The organism is Streptomyces sp. NRRL F-4489 (assembly GCF_001509485.1).
Taxonomy (GTDB): domain Bacteria; phylum Actinomycetota; class Actinomycetes; order Streptomycetales; family Streptomycetaceae; genus Streptomyces.
The window spans coordinates 18,074-34,145 of sequence record NZ_LLZI01000260.1; the positions used below are offsets into that span (position 1 = coordinate 18,074).

At 72.0% G+C, this 16,072-nt stretch carries 15 protein-coding genes; 8 read left to right on the forward strand and 7 right to left on the reverse strand.

The genetic code is table 11. The annotated features are described in order from the left end of the window. Positions 1-107 precede the first annotated feature (107 nt). Both ADL22_RS27065 and ADL22_RS27070 read left to right on the forward strand, forming a co-directional pair. Positions 108-1,775, forward strand: a complete 1,668-nt coding sequence (locus ADL22_RS27065) for a sodium:solute symporter family protein (protein WP_066985228.1) — start codon at positions 108-110, stop codon at positions 1,773-1,775. A gap of 19 nt (positions 1,776-1,794) precedes the next feature. Then, positions 1,795-2,100, forward strand: a complete 306-nt coding sequence (locus ADL22_RS27070; RefSeq protein ID WP_066985233.1) for a hypothetical protein — start codon at positions 1,795-1,797, stop codon at positions 2,098-2,100. Here the strand turns inward: ADL22_RS27070 and ADL22_RS27075 are convergent. Both ADL22_RS27075 and ADL22_RS27080 read right to left on the reverse strand, forming a co-directional pair. Continuing rightward, the gene (locus ADL22_RS27075) at positions 2,064-2,783 is read right to left on the reverse strand and encodes a response regulator transcription factor (protein ID WP_066985235.1); all 720 of its coding nucleotides are present in this window, start codon (positions 2,781-2,783) and stop codon (positions 2,064-2,066) included. The two genes, ADL22_RS27070 and ADL22_RS27075, sit on opposite strands and share 37 nt — an antisense overlap. A gap of 197 nt (positions 2,784-2,980) precedes the next feature. Continuing rightward, entirely contained in the window at positions 2,981-4,783 is a 1,803-nt protein-coding gene (locus ADL22_RS27080; protein WP_066985238.1) for an ABC-F family ATP-binding cassette domain-containing protein, read from the reverse strand. 200 nt (positions 4,784-4,983) lie between these two features. On the opposite strand from ADL22_RS27080, the gene ADL22_RS27085 reads away from it, so the two are divergent. Continuing rightward, positions 4,984-5,574: a Uma2 family endonuclease gene (locus ADL22_RS27085; protein WP_066985241.1), complete on the forward strand. Its 591-nt coding sequence runs from the start codon at positions 4,984-4,986 to the stop codon at positions 5,572-5,574. On the opposite strand, the gene ADL22_RS34250 is transcribed toward ADL22_RS27085, so the two are convergent. Beyond that, positions 5,532-5,777, reverse strand: coding sequence for a DUF397 domain-containing protein (locus ADL22_RS34250; protein WP_079064470.1), 246 nt, complete (start codon positions 5,775-5,777; stop codon positions 5,532-5,534). The genes ADL22_RS27085 and ADL22_RS34250 overlap by 43 nt on opposite strands. Continuing rightward, positions 5,749-6,609, reverse strand: a complete 861-nt coding sequence (locus ADL22_RS27090; RefSeq protein ID WP_066985244.1) for a helix-turn-helix domain-containing protein — start codon at positions 6,607-6,609, stop codon at positions 5,749-5,751. The genes ADL22_RS34250 and ADL22_RS27090 overlap by 29 nt, the downstream gene beginning before the upstream one ends. A 400-nt stretch (positions 6,610-7,009) precedes the next feature. Between ADL22_RS27090 and ADL22_RS27095 the strand changes: the two genes are divergently transcribed. Beyond that, positions 7,010-7,924 carry a DNA-binding protein gene (locus ADL22_RS27095; RefSeq protein WP_066985247.1) on the forward strand — a complete coding sequence of 305 codons (915 nt, stop codon included), beginning with the start codon at positions 7,010-7,012 and terminating at the stop codon, positions 7,922-7,924. A 33-nt stretch (positions 7,925-7,957) separates the two neighbouring features. Here ADL22_RS27095 and ADL22_RS27100 read toward each other — a convergent pair whose 3' ends face one another. Further along, entirely contained in the window at positions 7,958-9,313 is a 1,356-nt protein-coding gene (locus ADL22_RS27100; RefSeq protein WP_234430868.1) for a hypothetical protein, read from the reverse strand. 253 nt (positions 9,314-9,566) lie between these two features. On the opposite strand from ADL22_RS27100, the gene ADL22_RS27105 reads away from it, so the two are divergent. The 3 genes from ADL22_RS27105 (at position 9,567) to ADL22_RS27115 (ending at position 12,883) form a co-directional block, all read left to right on the forward strand. After that, positions 9,567-9,836, forward strand: coding sequence for a hypothetical protein (locus ADL22_RS27105; RefSeq protein WP_066985253.1), 270 nt, complete (start codon positions 9,567-9,569; stop codon positions 9,834-9,836). Then, positions 9,829-10,452: a DUF6879 family protein gene (locus ADL22_RS36740; protein ID WP_066985255.1), complete on the forward strand. Its 624-nt coding sequence runs from the start codon at positions 9,829-9,831 to the stop codon at positions 10,450-10,452. The genes ADL22_RS27105 and ADL22_RS36740 overlap by 8 nt, the downstream gene beginning before the upstream one ends. Positions 10,453-10,618: 166 nt before the next feature. Next, the gene (locus tag ADL22_RS27115; protein ID WP_234430869.1) at positions 10,619-12,883 is read left to right on the forward strand and encodes an ATP-binding protein; all 2,265 of its coding nucleotides are present in this window, start codon (positions 10,619-10,621) and stop codon (positions 12,881-12,883) included. Positions 12,884-12,906: 23 nt separating this feature from the next. Here ADL22_RS27115 and ADL22_RS27120 read toward each other — a convergent pair whose 3' ends face one another. Continuing rightward, complete coding sequence (locus tag ADL22_RS27120; RefSeq protein WP_066985259.1) at positions 12,907-13,476, reverse strand: carbonic anhydrase; 570 nt, start codon at positions 13,474-13,476, stop codon at positions 12,907-12,909. A 337-nt stretch (positions 13,477-13,813) separates the two neighbouring features. On the opposite strand from ADL22_RS27120, the gene ADL22_RS27125 reads away from it, so the two are divergent. Then, positions 13,814-14,629: a hypothetical protein gene (locus ADL22_RS27125; RefSeq protein WP_066985262.1), complete on the forward strand. Its 816-nt coding sequence runs from the start codon at positions 13,814-13,816 to the stop codon at positions 14,627-14,629. Between the two features lie 426 nt (positions 14,630-15,055). On the opposite strand, the gene ADL22_RS27135 is transcribed toward ADL22_RS27125, so the two are convergent. Then, positions 15,056-16,009, reverse strand: coding sequence for a 4-(cytidine 5'-diphospho)-2-C-methyl-D-erythritol kinase (locus tag ADL22_RS27135; protein WP_066985268.1), 954 nt, complete (start codon positions 16,007-16,009; stop codon positions 15,056-15,058). Positions 16,010-16,072: the final 63 nt, after the last annotated feature.

Below are 16,072 nucleotides of genomic sequence, written 5' to 3' on the forward strand. Positions count from 1 at the left end.
AGCGTGCGTACGTTTCTGTGCGTTCGTCGCCGTCCACGCGTCGCCGTGCACACATCGCCGTGCACGCACCGCCGCGCGTTCGCTTCCGCGTCCCGGAAAGAGGGCCCATGATCACCCTGGCCGAAGGGCTACGACTCCCGACCAACGGGCTGGACTACGCGATCCTGGCCGTCTACTTCGCCGTCGTCCTCGGGATCGGCTTCGCCGCCCGGCGCAGCGTGCGGACGAGTCTGGACTTCTTCCTGTCCGGGCGGTCGCTGCCGGCCTGGGTCACCGGCCTGGCGTTCGTCGCCGCCAACCTCGGCGCGACCGAGATCCTGGGCATGGCGGCGACCGGCGCGCAGTACGGCGTCGCGGTGGTGCACTGGTACTGGATCGGCGCGATCCCGGCCATGGTCTTCCTGGGCCTGGTGATGATGCCGTTCTACTACCGCTCGAAGGTCCGCTCCGTACCGGAGTTCCTGCTCCAGCGCTTCGACCGGTCGGCGCATCTGCTCAGCTCGGTGCTGTTCGCGTTCGCCGCGGTGCTGATCGCGGGCGTGAACCTCTACGCCCTGTCGATCGTCGTCGAGGCGCTGCTGGGCTGGCCGCAGTGGGTGGCGATCGTCGTCGCCGGGCTGTTCGTGCTGGCGTACATCACCATCGGCGGGCTCTCCTCGGCGATCTACAACGAGGTGCTGCAGTTCTTCGTGATCCTCGCCGCGCTGATCCCGCTGGCCGTCCTCGGCCTGAAGCGGGTCGGCGGCTGGGGCGGCCTGACCCACGCGCTGACCGACGCGCACGGGCCCGACTTCCTCACCGCCTGGGGCGGTACGGGCATCGGCGAGGCCAATCCGCTGGGCGCCAACTGGCTGACCATCGTCCTCGGCCTGGGCTTCGTGCTCTCCTTCGGCTACTGGACGACGAACTTCGCCGAGGTGCAGCGCGCGCTGTCCGCGAAGAACCTCTCGGCCGCCCGCCGCACCCCGCTGATCGCCGCCTTCCCGAAGATGTTCATCGTCTTCCTGGTGATGATCCCGGGCCTGGTCGCCGCCGTCCTCGTCCCGAAGATCGGCGCCCCGGGCGGCCTCCAGTACAACGACGCGATCCCGTACCTCATGCAGGAGCTGCTGCCCAACGGCGTGCTGGGCCTGGCCGTCACCGGTCTGCTGGCCGCCTTCATGGCCGGTATGGCCGCGAACGTCTCGTCGTTCAACACCGTCTTCACCTACGACATCTGGGCGAAGTACGTGAAGACCGGCCGGCCCGACGCGTACTACCTCCGCTTCGGCCGGCTGATCACCGCGATCGGGGTGCTGGCGTCCATCGGGACGGCCTTCATCGCCTCGTCGTTCTCCAACATCATGGGCTACCTCCAGACCCTCTTCTCCTTCTTCAACGTGCCGATGTTCGTGGTCTTCATCATCGGGATGTTCTGGAAGCGGGCGTCGATGAAGTCCGGTGTGTGGGGGCTGCTCGCGGGCACCACCGCAGCGATGGTCAACTACTTCTGGATCTACAAGCAGGGCGTGATCTCCATACCGACGGACCAGGGCGCGAACTTCGTCTCGGCCATCGTCGGCTTCGTCGCCGGTGCCGTGGTCATGGTCCTGGTCACGCTCTTCACCGCGCCCAAGCCGTCCGCCGAACTCGCCGGTCTCGTCTACGGGACGACGGCGCCGGGGCTCGCCGAGCCGCCGGCCGAGGGCGATGACGCCTGGTACCGCAAGCCCGCGCTGCTCGGCTGGGGCGCCGTCGTGCTGGCCGCGCTCTGCTACCTGCCCTACTCGCTCTGACCCGACCGGAGACCCCGCCATGTCCCAACCGCACGACGACGTGAGCGAGCTGGAACGCTCCTCGGCCACCGCCACCCGGCTCTTCGACATCCGGCTCATCATCGGCGGCCTGTTCACCCTCTACGGCGTACTGGTCACCGGCGCCGGGATCACCGCCTCCGACGCCGACCTGCGCAAGGCCCAGGACATCAACATCAACCTCTGGACGGGCCTGGGCATGCTGGCGCTCGGGGTGTTCTTCCTGGTCTGGCTGAAGCTGCGGCCGGCCGTCCCGCCACCGGCGGACGGTCAGGAGGAGGGCCGCGGCGGCGGTACGACAGGCTGACCCGGCTGCCCCCGCTGCCCCCTCTGGACGCGCTCCAGCAGCCCCGTGCGGGCCGCCAGCGCCGCCGCCTCCAGCCGCGAGCCCACCTCCAGCTTCATCAGCACCCGCTGGACGTGGGTGCGGGCGGTGCTCGGCGCGATGTCCATCCCCGCCGCGATCACCCGGGTGTCCTCGCCCTCGGCGACCCGGACCAGCACCTCCACCTCGCGCGGGGTGAGCAGCGACAGCAGCCGCGCGCCCTCGTCGTCGGGCTGCGCGGCCGGGTGCAGCAGCTCCTCGAACGCCTGCTGGAGCAGTTGCGGGGCGACCGCCGCCTCCCCCGCCCGCGCCTTGATCATGGCCCGTTCGACGCCCTCGATGCGCTCGTCGTTGCGTACATAGCCGGAGGCGCCCGCGGCGAAGGCGGCGGCGATGCCGCGCGGGCTGGGCACCGGCCCGAGCACCACCACGGCGATCTGCGGCCGCTCCTTCTTGATCCGTACGACCGGGTCGAAGACCCCCGGCCCCTCCGGCCCCGAGGTGCCCAGCAGGCACACCTCGGGCGCCCGGCTCACCACCAGCTCCGCGGCCCCGGCGCTGGGCGCGGCGGCCGCCAGTACGCGGTGCCCGCGCAGCTTCAGGGCCGAGGCGAGCGCCTCGGCGAGCAGGCGGTGTTCGTCGACCACCATGAGCCGCACGCCCATGCCGACCCCCTCAACTCCCCGACTGCACCGACTCGCTGGGTGTTCCCGGAAGCTACACGCTCGGCCGCCGAAGCGCGCCCCCTCGGCCGGAGAAGACCACCGGAACGCGGGAATCCAGCCCGATCGGGGCCGAGAGCCGCCCTTCGGGGCGTCGGCGGGCTCACGCGGAGGGCGCCTCGCCGGTTACCCGTCAGGCGTTACGCGTCCTCGGCCAGCTCCAGCCACCGCATCTCCAATTCCTCGCGCTTGGCGCCCAGTTCGCGCAGTTCCGCGTCCATCCCGGCGATCTTCTCGAAGTCGGTGGCGTGCTCGGCCATCCGCGCGTGCAGCGCCGCCTCCTGCTCGCCGATCTTGTCCAGCTGGCGCTCGATGCGCTGGAGTTCCTTCTGCGCCGCGCGGTTGACGGCGGCGGGCTTCTTCGGCGCCGCGGCGGCCGGCTGCGCGGGCGCCGGCGCCGCCGCGTCGATCACCTTCTGCCGCCGCTCCAGATACTCGTCCAGCCCGCGCGGCAGCATCCGCAGCGCCGCGTCGCCGAGCAGCGCGAAGATCCGGTCCGTGGTCCGCTCGATGAAGTACCGGTCGTGGCTGATGACGATCATCGACCCCGGCCAGCCATCGAGCAGGTCTTCCAACTGCGTCAGCGTCTCGATATCGAGATCGTTCGTCGGCTCGTCCAGGAACAGCACATTCGGCTCGTCCATCAGCAGCCGCAGCAGCTGGAGCCGCCGCCGCTCACCGCCGGACAGGTCGCCGACCGGCGTCCACTGCTTCTCCTTCGTGAAGCCGAACTTCTCGCACAGCTGGCCCGCGGTCATCTCCCGGCCCTTGCCGAGATCGACGCGGTCCCGCACCTGCTGGACGGCCTCCAGCACCCGCAGCGCCGGATTCAGCTCCGCGACCTCCTGCGAGAGGTACGCCAGCTTCACGGTCTTGCCGACGATCACCTTGCCGCCCACCGGCTGCCGCTCGCCGTCGCTGCGGGCCGCCGCCTCCAGCGTCCGCAGCAGCGAGGTCTTGCCCGCGCCGTTCACGCCGACCAGCCCGATCCGGTCCCCGGGGCCCAGCTGCCACGTCAGATGCTTGATCAGCACCTTCGGCCCGGCCTGGACGGTGACGTCCTCCAGCTCGAAGACCGTCTTGCCCAGCCGCGAGCTGGCGAACTTCATCAGCTCGGAGGTGTCGCGCGGCGGCGGCACGTCCGCGATCAGCTCGTTCGCCGCCTCGATCCGGAACCGCGGCTTGCTCGTACGGGCCGGAGCGCCGCGCCGCAGCCACGCCAGCTCCTTGCGCATGAGGTTCTGCCGCTTGGCCTCCTCGGTGGCCGCGATCCGCTCCCGCTCGGCGCGCGCGAAGACGTAGTCGGAGTACCCGCCCTCGTACTCGTGGACGGTGCCGCGCTGGACGTCCCACATCCGCGTCGCCACCTGGTCCAGGAACCACCGGTCGTGGGTGACGACCACCAGCGCCGACCGCCGCCCCGCCAGATGCCGGGCCAGCCAGGAGATGCCCTCCACGTCCAGGTGGTTGGTGGGCTCGTCCAGCACGATCAGGTCCTGCTCGGCGATCAGCAGCTTCGCCAGCGCGATCCGCCGCCGCTCGCCACCGGACAGCGGCCCGATGACGGTGTCCAGCCCCTGCGTGAAGCCGGGCAGGTGCAGATCGCCGAACAGCCCGGTCAGCACGTCCCGGATCTTGGCGTTCCCGGCCCACTCGTGATCGGCGAGGTCCCCGATCACCTCGTGCCGGATCGTCGCCGCCGGATCCAGCGAATCGTGCTGGGTCAGCACGCCCAGCCGCAGGTCACCGGCGTGCGTGACCCGCCCGGTGTCGGCACTCTCCAGCTTGGCCAGAATCCGGATCAGCGTGGTCTTGCCGTCGCCGTTACGGCCCACGACGCCGATCCGGTCCCCCTCATTGACGCCGAGGGAGACACCGTCGAGCAGCGCACGCGTCCCGTACACCTTGTCGACGGCTTCCAGATTGACGAGGTTGGCGGCCATCTCACTCCTGGTCTGTGAATCCCTGATCCGGGGATCGATCAGCCTCCAGGGTAGTCGCCGGCGCGCGGACCCCTTCGGGGGAGGACGGGCGGGGCCATCAGGGGGCGTGCGCGGGGCCAGTCACTCTTTGTGATGACGTGAGGGGGATATCGCCGCTACCTTGAAAGGCAGGCAGCAGGATCTCGTCCATGGGAGGAACCATGATCGCCGAGTCCGTCGAGCACCACCCCTGGCCGGTGCCGCCCCCGGCCGGCTACACCGTGGACGACCTGTTCACACTGCCGGATCTCCCGCCGCACACAGAGTTGATCGACGGGAGCCTGGTCTTCGTGAGTCCGCAGCGCGTCTTCCACACCGATGTGATGCACGTCTTGTTCTCCGGCCTGCTGAGTACCGCGCCACCCGAGGTGAAGGTCAAGCGGGAGATGACCGTCGTGATCGACAAGCGCAACGGTCCCGAGCCGGACATCTCCGTCGTGCGTGCCGAAGCTGTCACCGGCCGGCGCCAGACCCACTTCAAGGCAGCCGACGTCCTGCTCGCCATCGAGGTGGTCTCACCGGACTCCGAAGCCCGCGACCGCGACGCCAAACCGCGCAAATACGCCGCGGCGGGCATCCCCCACTTCTGGCTGGTCGACATGGCGGGCCTGGACGACCACCCGGTCGTCCAGGTCCACGAGCTCGGCGAGGCCACCGGCACGTACGCGCTGACCGGCATTTACCACGACCGCGTCAAGCTCAGCGTGCCTTACCCGATCGACATCGACCTGACCGCCATCGACGAGCTGTAGGCATCGCCCTTCACGGCCGCGACGAACGACGACCAGCCGGCGGCGGAGAACACCAGCGCGGGCCCGGACGGGTCCTTGCTGTCCCGGACGGGGACGATCCCGGGCAGGCCGTCCGAGACCTCGACGCAGTTGCCGCCGGTGCCGTTGCTGTAGCTGCTCTTACGCCATGAAACGCTACTGAAGTCGCGTGCTGCGCTTGCCATTTCGATAGTCCCCTGGCGCTGTCTCGATCATGGACAGAGACGCCGCGGGCGACAGTGCGGCGGCCCTGAGCAGATCGTACGACTCGCGATACTGCTTCACGAGCGGCGGATAGTCGATCACTTGCCCGCTGTGCAGGCTCTCCGCGTAGACCACCGGAGGTGCATCCGGGAAGGTCATGAGGCGGAACTCGCCCATCATGAGCGGACGCAGGCCCCCGGATTCCGGGAGGACCTGAAGAATCGAGTGCGTGGCCCTGATGACCTTTGCGACGTGCTCCAACAACTCCGCCATGTGCTCGGGAGCGAGCGCCGGACGATGGATCAGCGACTCATCGATGATCGCCCAGAACTTCGGCGGGTCCTGGGAGTCGAAGAGCCCTGCCCGCTCCACACGGGCGTTCACCTTCTCCTCCACCTCTTCGTCCGAGGCCCTCGGCATGGCCGCCCGCACGACCGCCCGCGTATACGCCGGTGTCTGAAGCAGACCCGGAACGAGCATCGGTGCCCATTCCTCAATCGTCTCCGCGCGCTGCTCCATCTCCAGTACGTCACCGAAATACTCGGCGTGACCGGCTCGGCGGGCTCTCGCCACCGCCTCGCAGCGGCGCTCGAAAAACCCGTTCGTCGTGAGCTTCTTGTCGACGTAGAGGGCCAGATCCATCGGCATGCTGCGTTCACCGCGCTCGATCTGGCTGAGCAGCGAGATACCGCGGAAGCTGCCTTCTGCCAGTTGCTCCAGCGTCAGGCCGGCCTGTTCCCGGAGGTAGCGCAGCTCCGCGCCGTAGAAGCACGGAACGCTGGCCGAGGGGTTGGTGTCCTTGCGAGGGGGCATAACTCACCACCGCTGTGCACGAGTTGTCCCGTACAACCCGATTCCCCGGCACGCTACGCCCGCGCCGTTCCGCCTCGTGAGCGTTTCGTCACAATACGCACGTGTGGGTGTGCGGGGCGGGCACCGGATCGTGGGTTTCCGCGACCCGGTGGGGCGAGTCCCGGTGCGGCGCGACGTAAAGGCTTTAAGGACCCGGGGAAGTACCTCACCCAACCCCACCGGCCTCCCGGGCGTCCCGCCACCCACACGGGTGACGTGCGCCAACTCAGCTGGATTTCCGGGAGGTTGATGGGCATATGCTCGCCGCGTCACGTGCACAAGTGCACACATGCTTCGGCCCCCGGCCGGGACTGGCATCCCGAACGAGGGCCTAACCAACAAGGAAGAAAGCACCTTCCCGATGGCTCCGCATCAGGTTAGCGCGCCCTCGCGCGCCGCGTCCCGTGTTCCCGCGCCGACATCCTCGTCCGGCGTCGTCCACGTCAACTTCCGTCACACCAGCCGCTACACCATCGTTGGCAACCACCTCGCCCAGCATCGCGGGCTGACGCTCGTCGCGATCGGGCTCGCCGTGCACATCCAGTCGCTGCCCGCCGGGGCGCGCATCGGCATCAAGTGCCTGACCGCCCGCTTCCCGGAGAGCGAGGCCCGTATCGCCGCCGCGCTGCGGGAGCTTGAGGCGGCCGGTTACCTGGCGCGCACGCGGGAGCGGCTGCCGAACGGGCGGGTGGTGACGCGCACGGTCTCGTACAACCAGCCGGGCGCGGCAGCGCCCCGCCACCCCGCACCCCGTGCCGTAACGCGACCCGCGCCCCGGCCCACGTCCCGTACCGCGCCCCGTAACGCACCTCGTCCCGCCCCCCGGGCGGCCGAGCGGGACGCCGGGCCGAAGCCGAACCCGAAACCCGTACGTACGCCGCTGCCCGCACCGCGCCGCCCGGACCCGGCGGGTACGCGCCTGGCCCACCGCATCCTGGCGGGCCTGCGGTGCGACGATCCGCGGCTGCTGCTCTCCGAGGCGGAGGTGGCGCGCCTCACCCCGGCCGTGGCGTCGTGGCTCGAACGCGAGGCGCCGCCCGAGGCCGTGCGCCGCACCCTCACCGCCGACCTGCCGCCCGCCCTCCGCAACCCGGCGGCCCTGCTCGCCCACCGCCTCACCGCGCTGCTGCCACCGCCCCTCCCCTCTGCCCCACCCGCCCCCGCACGCCCGGACCCCTTCCACACCTGCGACGGCTGCGAGCGGGCCTTCCGGGCCCCGGCCCCGGGCCTGTGCCGCGACTGCCGCACCGGCGGCCCGGAGGCGGACCGGCCCTGAACGCCCGGGCGCCGGGCGGGGCCCCGTCAGCCGTCAGTCGGTGTACTCCACCGTGATCGGGGCGGTGTTGTTCGTCAGGTCCGGGTCCGGGTGCCTCGGATCGGGTTCCACGTAGACCGAGCCCTTCGCGCCCTCGACGCGCTTGGCGATGCGGACCCGGAGGACGGGATCGATGCTGGTGGAACCGGGGCACGAAACCTTGCGGCTCGCCCGGTCGCTGTACTCGCAGAAGAGGAGATCGCCCGACTCCCCCTCGCGGTGGCCCTCCACGACGACGCCCTCCGGGAGGGTGAACTGCTTTACGCCGTCGGAGAAGCCGTCCACGTCCACCACGTCGAGGCTGATCTCCTCGCCCACCGCGCCCTTGATGGTGAAGGCGTCGGCCTGCATGTCGTAGGTGCGGGTGGTGATGAACCGGAAGGTCCCAGAGGAATGCCCGGCGCGGGAGTAGGGGGAGTAGTCACCGCCGTCGGCCGGGCGGAAGCCGAGTGCCGGGCCGGTTCCCCGGGGGGCCGAGTCGGGCAGCTGGGCGCGGACGGGGGTGTCGCGGGCGGGGTAGAGGCTGTAGGTGATCAGTCCCTGCCTGCCGGTCGGGGTGGTGGTGGCCGTGAACGGCCGGTCGGTCTCGTACGCGGTACCGGCCGGCAGCGGGCCGGGGAGGGTGCACACCGCCTTCGTCGGTGCGTCGGCCTTGTCGTAGCGGCAGTTGCGGTACTGCCTGCGCAGCGTCGCCTGGCCCGTGACGTCCACGACGACGTTGAGGTCGCCCTGGATGCCGGTGTCCCCTTCGTTGCGGAAGGCGGGCGTCACCGCCACGTCGGAGCCGGGGGCCACGCCGCCCCGGCCCCGGGTGACGCGTGCGGTGACGAAGGGCGTGCCGATGACCACCTGGGTGGTGTGGTGGATGGTGGGGGCGTTGGTGCTGCTGACGGTGACGTCGATATGGCCGGCCGGGCCCTTCGGCGCCTTGCTCCACGGTGACATGGTGAACAGCCGTAGCTTCGCGTCCCAACCGACTTTGATGTTCTTCGGGGCGCAGGTGAGGAGAGCGCCGGAGCGCTTGCAGCCCAGGTCCCGATTCACATTCGCGGTGTGGAACGTCACGGCCTTCGCGGCGGAGAAGTCGACCGTCACCTTGATGTTCTCCGCCGCCGCCGGCCCGCTGCCCGGGGAACGCCGGCTCGCCGCCAGATTGACGTAATAGAAGTAATACGGGTCGGACGGCAAGCTGGAGCTGTCGGCGCCGCCGGCGTCCGACTCCGTGTCCTGGCGGACGTAGGTGGTGTCCAGGGTGTCCTGGAACGACAGCTTCACCCCTTGGGCGTCCGGGTCCGCATCGGTCGACCCCGCCGCCCCGCAGGCCACCGCCGAACCACCGAGCACTGCCACCAGGACGGCGGCCGACCCGGCCCCAACCGCACGCCGCCGCCCACCCGTTCGAGAATCCGTCATGCATCGTCAGACTCGCGCGGGGCGCCGGACGGTTGCCGAGGGGCGGACACGGTAGGGCAACGGGGTGGTCACGGGGTGGCGGCCTCTGCCTCGGCGTCGTCAACTCCTCGGATGTGGAGGGACGTTTGCCGTGATCTCTCAGTATCGTAGCCGTGGCGGTGCGTTACATCAGGGAGCTGGAGGTGCGCTCATGGCCCGTACGTGGGAAGCCGATCCATCGGCCTTATTCGTCAAACGGCTGGGGAAGTCCGCGGCGGAACTGGGTCACTCCCAGGGCCGGGACGAGTGCCCGGACATCTGGCAGCTCAGCAACGGCGATATCGCCGTCATCGGCCGCGATCTGACCGACGCCTACGCCCCGCGCCTGCCCGACGGCGTAACGCTGGGAGCCGGGGAACGCCTCGTCGTCATCCCGGGCAGCATGCTCAGCGCGGCGAAGCCGGACATCGCCGATGCGTGACCTCCACCGCCCCGCGCTGCCCGCCGAGCGCGGGGAGCGGCTCAGCAGCGAGGAATACCGGCGGGATTTCCGTGCCCGGGACGCCTCAATCCGCGACGGCGAGTCCTGGAAGCTGGAGCGGCTCCAGCACTTCGAGGAGGTGGGGAGTCCGGCACGGGACGCGTTGCGGCGCGGGGACTGGGCGGCGGTGCTGCGCCATCTCGAGGAGGGCCGGGAGAGCCTGCGCGGGATCCAGGCGGACGAGGAGGCCCGCGGCTCGGTGTTCCACCGGGTGCGGGTGGTGGAGGAGCCGCTGACGCCGTATCTGCAGTACGAGCTGCATTCGCTGCGGATCAGTGCCGAGTACGGGGAGCGGGTGCGGGTCCTGTCCGCCAAGGAGGTCGCGGCGGACGAGGCCGGCGGGCTGCTGCCGGAGCTGACGATTCAGGACGGCAAGGTGCTCTTCAAGGTTCTCTACACCGAGGACGGGGCACCGGACGGGGCGATCCGCTTCACCGATCCCGGGATCGTCGCCCCGTGGACGGCGTACGTGCAAAGCGCCTACGCGGCCGCGGAGGACATCGCGTCGTACTTCGACCGTGTCGTCGCGCCGCTGCCGCCGCCCCCGGCGGCCTGACCGGGAAGGACGTAGCGATCGGTATGCCGGCGGACGCCAGCGGATGGTCCGGGGACGCGGCCAACGATGTCTCCGGGACGTCCCGTGACGTCGTGCAGGCCGGGAGCGTCTCCGGCGGCATTCATTCCACGGGGCGGCGGAGGGGGCGGGCCGTGCGCCGGGGACCGTGCCCCGGCAGCTCCCCGCGGACGTGCCGGCGTTCGTCAACCGGACGGCCGAGCTGGGGCAGTTGAACGCCGTCCTGACGGGGCGGGGCGGCGGGCAGGTCGTGGTGTCCGTGCACGTGGTGGCCGGTACGGCCGGGGCGGGCAAGACCTCGCTCGTCCTGCACTGGGCCCACCAGGTCAAGGACCGCTTCCCCGACGGGCAGCTGTTCGTGAATCTGCGGGGCTACGATCCGCGCGAGCCGGTCACCGCCGAGCAGGCGCTGCGCGGCTTCCTGCGGGCGCTCGGGGTGGCGGCGGGCGACGTACCGCGGGACGTGGACGACGCGGCCGCGCTGTACCGCTCCCTGCTCGCGGACCGCCGGATGCTCATCGTGCTGGACAACGCCGCCACGGTCGGCCAGGTCCGGCCGCTGCTGCCCGGCAGCGGGGACAGCCTCGTCCTGGTGACCAGCCGCAACCGCCTGGCCGGCCTGACCGTGCGCGACGGCGCGCGCCGGATCACGCTCGGCACGCTGCCCGAGCCGGAAGCCGTCGCCCTGCTGCGGGCCGTCACCCAGGACTACCGGCCGGGGGACGACCCGGATCAGCTGACCGAGCTGGCGCGGCTGTGCGCGCACCTCCCGCTCGCCCTGCGGATAGCGGCCGAGCGCGCCGCCAGCCACCCGCACTTGAGCCTGGACGACCTGCTGGCCGATCTGCACGACGAGTCCGCGCTCTGGGACGCGCTCAGTACCGGCATCGATGACGAGGCCGAGGCGGTGCGGACGGTCTTCGCCTGGTCCTACCGCGCACTGCCGCCGCACTCCGGCACCCTCTTCCGGCTTCTCGGGCTGCACCCGGGGCCGGAATTCGGGCTGCCCGCGGCCGCCGCGCTCGCGGGCCTCGGCCTCGGACGCGCCCGGCAGCTCCTCGACGACCTCGTCGGCGCCCACCTGCTGGAGCAGACCGGGCCCGACCGCTACCAGTTCCACGATCTGCTGCGCGCCTACGCCGCCGACCAGGCGCACGACGAGGAACCGGCCGAGGAGCGGGAAGCCGCCCTGCGGCGCGTCCTGGACTGGTACCTGCACACCGCGGACGCGGCGCAGACCTGGCTCCAGCCCGGCGAGGAGCACCTGCCGCTCCCCCGGTCCACCACACCCCTGCCGCCACTGGCCTTCGCCGACTACGACGCCGCCGCCGACTGGGCGGAACGCGAACGCCCCACTTTCCCCCACCTCGTACGCGCCGCGGCCGCGGCCGGACTCCACCGGCACGCCTGGCAGCTGACCGCCACCGCCTGGAACGCGCTGGCGGCTTCGGCCGCGCACGCCGACTGGCTCGGTTTCGCCCACCTCGGCCTGGCGTCGGCCGAGCGGGCGGACGACACCGACGGGCAGCTGCTGCTGCTCAACCAGCTCGGCATGTCGTACCGGTCCGTGAATCAACTCGGCCCTGCCGCCGACCACTTGGGCCGCGCCCTCGATCTCGCCCGCGCCACCGGGAAGCGGATGGACGAGGCACACGCGCTCAATCTCCTCGGACTGCTCCATCTGCGCACCCGCCGGCTCGACGCCGCCGCCGCCGACTTCACGCAGGCCCTCGGCATCTTCCGCGCCGTCCGCGACGCGGGCGGGGAACACTGGGCCGCCACCACCCTCTCCAACCTCGCCGGAACCCATCTGGAAGCCGGGCGCCTCCAGGAAGCGGACGCGGCGGTACGCGCCGCCCTCACCGCACACCGCGCCTTGGAGAACCAGCAGAGCATCGGCAACGCCCTGTGGCTCACCGCCCGGCTCCACCACGAACGGGACGAGCACGCCTCGGCCCGGGCGGCCCTCGACGAGGCCCTCGGTGTCGCGCTCGGCCTGCGCAATCGCGGGCTGGAAGGCTTCTGGCTGCTCACCCTGGGCGATGTGCAGCGCGACACCGGGCAGTACGGCGACGCGCTGGCCTCCTTCCAGCGGTCGGCCATGCTCCACCGGCGCCTCGGCGACCGCAGCCGCGAGGCGCTGGCCTGGCGCGGTACGGGGCGGACGTACGCCGCACTGGGCCGCCCCGGCGAGGCCGCCGGCTTCCACCGGCGCGCCGCCGCCGCCCACCGCGACCTTGGGGACGCGTGGCAACTCGCCGTCGAACTGGACTGCCTGGCCGCCGCCGTCTCCCCGGCGGACCCCGAGGCGGCCCGCGTCCACTGGACCGAGGCCCTGTCGCACCTCACCCCGTACACCGACCCCCGGGCCACGGCCCTGCGCAGGCGGGTGGCGGGGCAGTTGGGGTCGTAGGCACGTACGGCTGGCGCGCCGGTTCAGGAAGGGGCGCCGGTCAGGATTTCGACCTTGCCGGTGTCGAGCGAGTAGTAGGCGCCGACCACGGCGAGGGCGCCCTTTTTGACGAGGGGGGCGAGGTCCCGGTTGGCGCGGAGGTCGGTGGCGGTCAGCTTCACCTGGGCGCGGGCCATGGTCTCGACGGGGTCGGCGCCGCCTTGCCGGGCGGCCTGCTCGTACGCCGGCTGCAGGGCCTTGGTGATCGCCTGGAGGTTGCCGGACAGCGGTTTGCCGTCACGGATGGACGTGTACGCCGCCTTGACGGCGCCGCAGTGCTGGTGGCCGAGCACCATGAGGAGCGGGGTGCCGCTGGTCAGGGGCCCGTACTCGGCGGAACCGGTGACCACCGGGCCGACGGCTTCCCCGCCCGTGCGCAGCACGTACAGGTCGCCCAGGCCGGTATCGAAGAGGAGTTCCGGCGGCACGCGGGAGTCGATGCACGAGAGGATCGCCCCGAAAGGCTTCTGCTGCTGGGACACGAACTGGCGCCGGTCCGGGTCCCGGTCGGGGTGCTGGAGGTTTCCGCTCACCCAGCGCTTGTTGCCTTCCATCAGTCTCGTGAAGGCCGCGGCAGGGGTACTCGGGCTCGGGCTCGGGCTCGGGCTCGGCGACGTGGTGGCCGATGCCTGGGCGGTCCTTGTCGACGAGCACCCTGTGAGGGCGGCCGCGGCACTCGCAAGGCCGCCGGCGAGAAGCGTTCGACGGTCGAGACGTCCTCCTCTGTCCATCGGTCGTCGTCCCTTTCGATGCCGCTCGGACACGCCACTGCCCCTGACCGGCACATTGTCCAGCCGGATGGGGGCGACCTGGCGGCAGGCGCGAGCGGGCGCGGGCCCCGTTGCCACAGACGGCCCACAGTTGTCAGTGCGGTGCGCTTCACTGGCCGCCATGGAGCTCACGCAAGCCGCCCTCAACGACCTGCTGGACCAGCTCGGCCCGGCGGGCGGCCACCTCTACCTGCCCGGCGACCTGGACCCGGAGGAGCTGACCGACCTGCTCACCGACCGGTACGGCGCCCCGCGCACCCTCGTGCTCGACGGCCGCACCGATCCGGCGGTCGACGCGTCCAGGGGCGCGGCGCTCCTCTCGCCCTTCGGCGACCGGGCCGTGACGCTACGGGCCTGGGCGTACGGGGATCAGTGGGTCGGCGCGGGGACGACGCGGGATGCCGAGGGGGGCGAGCGGGCGGTGCTGGCGGTCGCGCGCAGGGAGGTGCCGGGAGCCTGGGCGGTCGCACCGCGTGACGGCGAGGAAGAGGACGCTGACTGGGTGGGGCGGCTGCGAGGGATCACCGGGTGGGCGGAGGCCGCCCGGCGGCCGGATGTGGACTGGGTGGGGATGGAGTCGCGGCTGGGCACCGCGCTGCCAGGCGACTACAAGCGCATGGTGGAGACGTTCGGCGCGGGTGCCTTCGACGCGTTTCTGGACCTGCGCCAGGAGCCGAGGACGGGTCCGAGGGCGGACGGGCTGCTGATCTGGGCGGGGACGGAGCACGAGGAGCTGTACTGCTGGCGGGTCGAGGGCGACGATCCCGACCGTTGGCCCGTGGTGGTCCGTTCCTTCGATGACGGGGATGTCCGCTTCGACTGCGGGGCCGCGGAGTTCGTGTGCCGGGTGCTCGTCGACCCGGAGCACCCTTTTACGATGGCCCGCTATTTCGGTACGCACTGGTTCATGAACTACCGGACGGGTCAGTCAATATGACGGGTCATCGGGCGGGTGACCTGGCGGCGTCGGGGTTGTGGGCGCGGGCGCTGGGCCGGGAGGCCGGGCGGGTGCGGGGGTGGCTGGAGGCCGGGGAGTGGCGGCCTGGCGGGGCGGACCGGGCGGCGGTGGGGGCCGTGCTGGGGAGGCTCGCGGCGCCGCTGCCCGCTCTCCGGCTCCGGCCGGGGCGGCGGACGGGGCGGACGGACCGCCGACCGCGGCGGGTGAGGCGCTGCTTCCCGAGTTGATCGCGCTGTTCACCGCGCTGGCCTCGGCGGGTCCGCCCGGAACCGTTCCGCGCACGCCGCCGGTCGAGCCGTGGCAGGTCCGGTACGCGGGCCGCTTCCGCCGTTACGGCCGGCCCGCACGAGCGGGGTCACCCTGGTGACCCCAACTGCCCGCTGGCAGTGGGCAGTTGGGGACCGTTCACGCCCCGCTGACGACCGTGGCCCCCGGTGCCGGGCCGGTGGTGGGGCGGGCGGTGCGGCAGGTGCCGGAGGTGCGGAGGGTGGTGGCGATGCGGTCGGCGTCCTCGGGGGTGGCGGCGAGGAAGGCAGTGGTGGGGCCGGAGCCGGAGACCAGGGCGGCGAGGGCGCCGGCGGCGGTGCCGGCGGTGAGGGTGGCCGCGAGGGAGGGGCGGAGGGAGAGGGCCGCGGGCTGGAGGTCGTTGTCCAGGGCGGCGGCGAGGGCGGCGGGGTCGCCGGTGCGGAGGGCGGCGAGGAGGGCCGGGGAGGGCTCGGGGTCGGGGATGTCGGCGGTGGTGGCGCCCTGGCCCGTGGCGTCGCGGAGGCGGTCGCACTCCTTGTAGACGGCGGGGGTGGAGAGGCCGCCGTCGGCGACGGCGAAGACCCAGTGGAAGGTGCCGCCGACGGGGAGGGGTTCGAGGAGTTCGCCGCGGCCCCGGCCGAGGGCGGCGCCGCCGACCAGGCTGAAGGGGACGTCGCTGCCCAACTCGGCGCAGAGGGCGAGGAGTTCGTCCCGGCTGGTGTGCGTTCCCCAGAGGGTGTCGCAGGCCAGGAGGGCGGCGGCGGCGTCCGCGCTGCCGCCGGCCATCCCGCCGGCGACCGGGATGTCCTTGGCGATGTGGAGGTGGACGCGGGGCTCCAGGCCGTGGCGGGCGGCGAGCGCGGTGGCGGCGCGGGCGGCGAGGTTGGAGGCGTCCAGCGGCACCTGGTCGGCGTCCGGGCCGGAGCAGGTGAGGGTGAGGGTGTCGGCGGGGGTGGCCGTCACCTCGTCGTAGAGGCCGACCGCGAGGAAGACGTTGGCGAGGTCGTGGAAGCCGTCGGGGCGGCGGCCGCCGACCGCGAGCTGGACGTTGACCTTGGCGGGGACGCGGACGGTGACGGGGCCGGGGCGGCGGCCGGGCGCGGCGGCGGTCATCGGGCGGGCTCCTGGGGGGGTGCTTTCCACGGCGGGGGCGGGGCGGGTCACGGGGCGGGTCAC

What these genes read in the sequence shown, in the direction of transcription:
- ADL22_RS27065 (WP_066985228.1), top strand. Translation starts at nt 108, where the DNA reads ATGATCACCCTGGCCGAAGGGCTACGACTCCCGACCAACGGGCTGGAC.
- ADL22_RS27070 (WP_066985233.1), top strand. Translation starts at nt 1,795, where the DNA reads ATGTCCCAACCGCACGACGACGTGAGCGAGCTGGAACGCTCCTCGGCC.
- ADL22_RS27075 (WP_066985235.1), bottom strand. Translation starts at nt 2,783, where the DNA reads ATGGGCGTGCGGCTCATGGTGGTCGACGAACACCGCCTGCTCGCCGAG.
- ADL22_RS27080 (WP_066985238.1), bottom strand. Translation starts at nt 4,783, where the DNA reads ATGGCCGCCAACCTCGTCAATCTGGAAGCCGTCGACAAGGTGTACGGG.
- ADL22_RS27085 (WP_066985241.1), top strand. Translation starts at nt 4,984, where the DNA reads ATGATCGCCGAGTCCGTCGAGCACCACCCCTGGCCGGTGCCGCCCCCG.
- ADL22_RS34250 (WP_079064470.1), bottom strand. Translation starts at nt 5,777, where the DNA reads ATGGCAAGCGCAGCACGCGACTTCAGTAGCGTTTCATGGCGTAAGAGC.
- ADL22_RS27090 (WP_066985244.1), bottom strand. Translation starts at nt 6,609, where the DNA reads ATGCCCCCTCGCAAGGACACCAACCCCTCGGCCAGCGTTCCGTGCTTC.
- ADL22_RS27095 (WP_066985247.1), top strand. Translation starts at nt 7,010, where the DNA reads ATGGCTCCGCATCAGGTTAGCGCGCCCTCGCGCGCCGCGTCCCGTGTT.
- ADL22_RS27105 (WP_066985253.1), top strand. Translation starts at nt 9,567, where the DNA reads ATGGCCCGTACGTGGGAAGCCGATCCATCGGCCTTATTCGTCAAACGG.
- ADL22_RS36740 (WP_066985255.1), top strand. Translation starts at nt 9,829, where the DNA reads ATGCGTGACCTCCACCGCCCCGCGCTGCCCGCCGAGCGCGGGGAGCGG.
- ADL22_RS27120 (WP_066985259.1), bottom strand. Translation starts at nt 13,476, where the DNA reads ATGGAAGGCAACAAGCGCTGGGTGAGCGGAAACCTCCAGCACCCCGAC.
- ADL22_RS27125 (WP_066985262.1), top strand. Translation starts at nt 13,814, where the DNA reads ATGGAGCTCACGCAAGCCGCCCTCAACGACCTGCTGGACCAGCTCGGC.
- ADL22_RS27135 (WP_066985268.1), bottom strand. Translation starts at nt 16,009, where the DNA reads ATGACCGCCGCCGCGCCCGGCCGCCGCCCCGGCCCCGTCACCGTCCGC.